Source organism: uncultured Boseongicola sp., assembly GCF_937988555.1.
Taxonomy (GTDB): domain Bacteria; phylum Pseudomonadota; class Alphaproteobacteria; order Rhodobacterales; family Rhodobacteraceae; genus Boseongicola.
Genome location: NZ_CALJXO010000148.1, coordinates 1 through 3,879 on the forward strand (window position 1 = coordinate 1; position 3,879 = coordinate 3,879).

A 3,879-nucleotide genomic window follows, 5' to 3' on the forward strand; every position below is an offset into this window, starting at 1 on the left:
GTGAACTATATTGCTCTGACAAGACTTACCAAGCATCTTTTGAGTCTCATCAACGACGGGGGGGCAATCGTCAATATGGCCTCGCGGGCTGGTGCGCACTGGCGTGAGAATTATGCCCAAGTCCAGAGGCTTAACTCGATTTCTGGCGATATCGAACTGGATGATTTCGTGCAACGCGAGGTCATCGACCCTGTACGGGCATACGATCTTTCAAAAGAAGCCGTTATTCTTTGGACGAAGGAGATGGTCGCCCCCTTGCGCGCGCGCGGCCTTCGCATCAACGCCGCAAGCCCAGCCGCCGTGGACACACCGATCCTGGGCGACTTCATGACGGCGCTTGGCGAACGTGCAGAACGCGGGCTTGTAATCACCGGGCGCGCCGGGCGCGCCGAGGAAATTGCGCGCACCCTCGTATTTCTGGCCTCCCCCGAAGCTTCTTGGATTACAGGATGCAATATTGAATGTGATGGAGGCCTGACGGCGGAACTCGACCTGTCAGCCTTGAAGAAAGCACACGTCGGGTGACAAAATCCGGCCGTCAAATTAATCTTAACCCAAATGATACAAGGCACCCCATGAACGATGTCTTCAGCCACCCGTGGCTCGGCGGTCTCTTTCAAGACGCCAAAGCCGCTGCCATCTGGTCACCGGACCGACAAGTCGCGCATATGCTGGCGTTTGAGGCGGCATTGACCCGCGCCTTTGGGGACGTTGGTACCCTACCCGCCGATGTGGCCAAGGATGTGGCCGAAACGATCGCGGACTTTTCGCCCAACTTCGCCGCACTGCGATCGGGGACCGCGCGCGATGGTGTTGTGGTTCCAGCGCTTGTCCAGCAGTTAAGATCAGCGGTCGGACCCCACGCAAAGGCGGTCCATACCGGGGCCACCTCACAGGACGTCATCGACACAGCCCTCGCCCTGACCCTGCGTGAGACAAACGATCATCTCAAAAACAGCCTTGAAACAACACTCGCGGCGCTGAACGATCTGACGGCCACCTTCGGCGCTAACCAAATGAAGGGCCGAACGCGGATGCAGGTAGCCATACCGATCGACGTCGCAGACCGCATAGTCACTTGGTCCGCCCCCCTTCAAAGACACATCGAACGGTTGGAGGCCATACGCCCGCGTGTTGAGGTCCTGCAACTTGGCGGCGCCGTTGGAAACCGCGCGGCTTTTGCAGACAACGCCGATGCCATCGTCGAAAACGTCGCAAATCGCCTTAACCTTTTGAGCACTAAGAGCGCCTGGCACTCAACGCGCGACGCAGTCGCGGACTACGCTAATTTACTCGCGCTGATCACCGGCAGCATCGGAAAAATGGGCCAAGACATTTGCTTAATGACACAGCAAGGCATTGACGAGATTGTTATTTCTGGCGGAGGTGGATCTTCCGCCATGCCGCATAAACAAAACCCGGTCTTGCCCGAGTTATTGGCCACGCTCGCGCGCTTTAATGCCACTCAAGTCGCGGGAATGCATCACGCCATGCTTCACGAGCAGGAACGATCGGGAGCCGCGTGGTCGCTGGAATGGATGATTCTGCCGCAGATGGCGCAAGCCACCGCGCGCAGTTTATCTGCCGCCACAGAGATCTGTTCGCGCATCACTCGCATGGGATCTTGAGGGCGTCTCAGGCCCGCAACTTTAAAAGGCGCTGATGCCGTTCCAGATCAAACGCAGCGAAATCAGGACCAAGAGCGCGTTCAATGCCACGCCAAACCGTGCGTCACTTATCCGGTTCAAGACAAGCTTACCCGCAAACGTTCCCAGAAGCCCTACCAGGATCAAGGCCGTGGTCACCGCAAGCCAGGGCCCGAAAGCAAAGCCCAGCACGCCGAACGCAAGCACTTTCAGTCCATGCTGCACCGTCATCAGCGTCGCATGCGTAGCGACATGCGTGTGGCGTGGAAGGCTGTGGGACTTGGTATAGGACGCCACGAACAATCCAGTGGCTCCGAAAAACATCGTGAGGAAACTGGAAATGAAGCCGGTCAGAACCGGCCAGCGGCTGAACCACTTTGGCGCGCGCGTCAGCACCGTATAGATGACAAAAATGCCAATACCGATCTGCACATATTGGGGCGGCAATTCCACAACCACCGCACCACCAATGGCCACTCCGATCACCGACCCCGCGGCAAACCAAGGCAGAGCGGGCCAATAGATCGACCGCCACAAAAGAGCCATCCGACCGGCGTTGGAACCAACCTGCACTACTCCATGCACCGCAATAAGGGCTGCGGGGGGCAAAAGGCTTGCCATGATCGCCAACAGCAAAGCCCCACCCCCGATCCCGAAGGCCGCTGTGATGAAAGAACTGGCAAAACTCGCACCAAGAATGGCCAAAAATGCAGGCTCTGACAGGCCCGCAGGCAAAAGCTCTAGCATGGAGCCACTTTCGACCATGCCAGCCCGATCCTTGCGTGCATTCCTTGGCGGATCAGGACAGTCATGAAGGACCAAACCAGATGAAACCGACCTGCGATTTTTTTGACGAACACGGCGTCGCCGAAACCGTCAAGACCTTCGAGGTCAACAGCCGCGTCAAGGAACGGGCCAAGACGTCCGGCGAGGGCCGTGTGATCGTCGTTGATGGCAGCGGGTCGCTGCGTCGCGCGCTTTGCGGCGATATTATTGCCGCCGAGGCAATGGCGAACGGTTGGGCGGGTCTCGTCATTTGGGGCGCCGTGCGGGATGTGGAACAGCTTGGCGCAACAAACATCGGCACTATGGCACTGGGCCAAACGCCCGCGCGATGTGTCCGGAAAGGTGAAGACGAGGTCGAAGCCGATCTGCGCCTTGATGGCGTAGCGGTCTCGTACGGCGACTACTTCGTTTCTGACGCGGAGCGGGCGCTTGTTTTTCCGCAGAACGGACCGCACCTTGACGCTAAAACCACACCCCCTCACGCCTAACCTCTCCAGACGTCGGGATTGATCATGTGGATTGGAGCACCTGTCGCGTAAGCATTTATTTGATCATAGATATCAGAGAATTGGACGTTTAGCTCGTCTTCGGTGACATAGCCAATATGAGGCGTCACTATCACGTTGGGATGGCGCAAAAGCGGATCGGTTGTATCAGTCAGGGGCTCGGTGTCGAACACATCCAGCGCCATCCGTCCGGGACGTCCGGTCTTTAATGCGGCCAGCAAGGCACCCGGTGCAACCAAGCCTGACCGCGAGGTGTTGATGAAGCTGGCCGTTGGCTTCATTGCCTCCAAATCCGCCTTGGTGATTATGCTGCGCGTTGTCGGCTTAAGGCGCACGTGAAGGCTCACAAAATCGCTTTCGTCAAAGAATGCCTCTCGGCTTTCCGCAACGGTTTCGCCAGCTTGCGCTGCACGCGCGCGCCCTTCAGTGGAAGCCCACCACACAACCTCCATCCCAAAAGCACGCGCATAGATCGCAACCTGTTTGGCGATGCGTCCATATCCATAAAGTCCGATCCTGCGTCCAGAGAGCGTTTGTCCAGGTGCTAATTGCCAGCGCCCGCTCTGCATCGACGCCATTTGCTGAGGAAGCTGACGCGCGGAAGCCAAAATCAACGCGAAGGTCATTTCGGCGGCGGCGGTAGACGGCGCACCAGCGTGCATGTTGGAGGACAATAGGACACCGTTGGCGCTACAGGCTTCGACGTCGACATGCGGATAGACGCTGCGTTGACTGATAAGTTTGAGGTTGGGCAATCCGTCCAGAAGCGCCGCCTGAACAGGCGTTCGCTCACGGAAGAGAACCAGCGCTTCAGCCTCGGCAAGCCGCTTCGCGAGAACATCCACATCCTCCATATGATCGTTCCAAACCGTGACGTCATGCCCAGCGAGCTTGTCAAAGCTAGGCAAGGTGCGAAGCGTGTCGAACCAATCGTCGAGAAT

General features: G+C 57.8%; 5 protein-coding genes. 3 read left to right on the forward strand and 2 right to left on the reverse strand.

Annotated features, from left to right (window positions below):
- Both Q1B15_RS08050 and Q1B15_RS08055 read left to right on the forward strand, forming a co-directional pair.
- Positions 1-525 (forward strand): SDR family oxidoreductase (locus tag Q1B15_RS08050; RefSeq protein ID WP_299752726.1); only part of this gene is annotated, 525 nt, incomplete at its 5' end.
- 50 nt (positions 526-575) lie between these two features.
- Positions 576-1,628, forward strand: coding sequence for a 3-carboxy-cis,cis-muconate cycloisomerase (locus Q1B15_RS08055; RefSeq protein WP_299752729.1), 1,053 nt, complete (start codon positions 576-578; stop codon positions 1,626-1,628).
- 21 nt (positions 1,629-1,649) lie between these two features.
- Here the strand turns inward: Q1B15_RS08055 and Q1B15_RS08060 are convergent, their stop codons facing one another.
- Positions 1,650-2,411 carry a sulfite exporter TauE/SafE family protein gene (locus Q1B15_RS08060; RefSeq protein WP_299752732.1) on the reverse strand — a complete coding sequence of 254 codons (762 nt, stop codon included), beginning with the start codon at positions 2,409-2,411 and terminating at the stop codon, positions 1,650-1,652.
- A 62-nt stretch (positions 2,412-2,473) separates the two neighbouring features.
- Here Q1B15_RS08060 and Q1B15_RS08065 point away from each other — a divergent pair, with 62 nt between their 5' ends.
- The gene (locus Q1B15_RS08065) at positions 2,474-2,920 is read left to right on the forward strand and encodes a hypothetical protein (protein WP_299752735.1); all 447 of its coding nucleotides are present in this window, start codon (positions 2,474-2,476) and stop codon (positions 2,918-2,920) included.
- Here the strand turns inward: Q1B15_RS08065 and Q1B15_RS08070 are convergent.
- Positions 2,917-3,879, reverse strand: a 963-nt coding sequence (locus Q1B15_RS08070) for a D-2-hydroxyacid dehydrogenase family protein (protein ID WP_299752738.1), incomplete at its 5' end; no start/stop codon positions are given. The two genes, Q1B15_RS08065 and Q1B15_RS08070, sit on opposite strands and share 4 nt — an antisense overlap.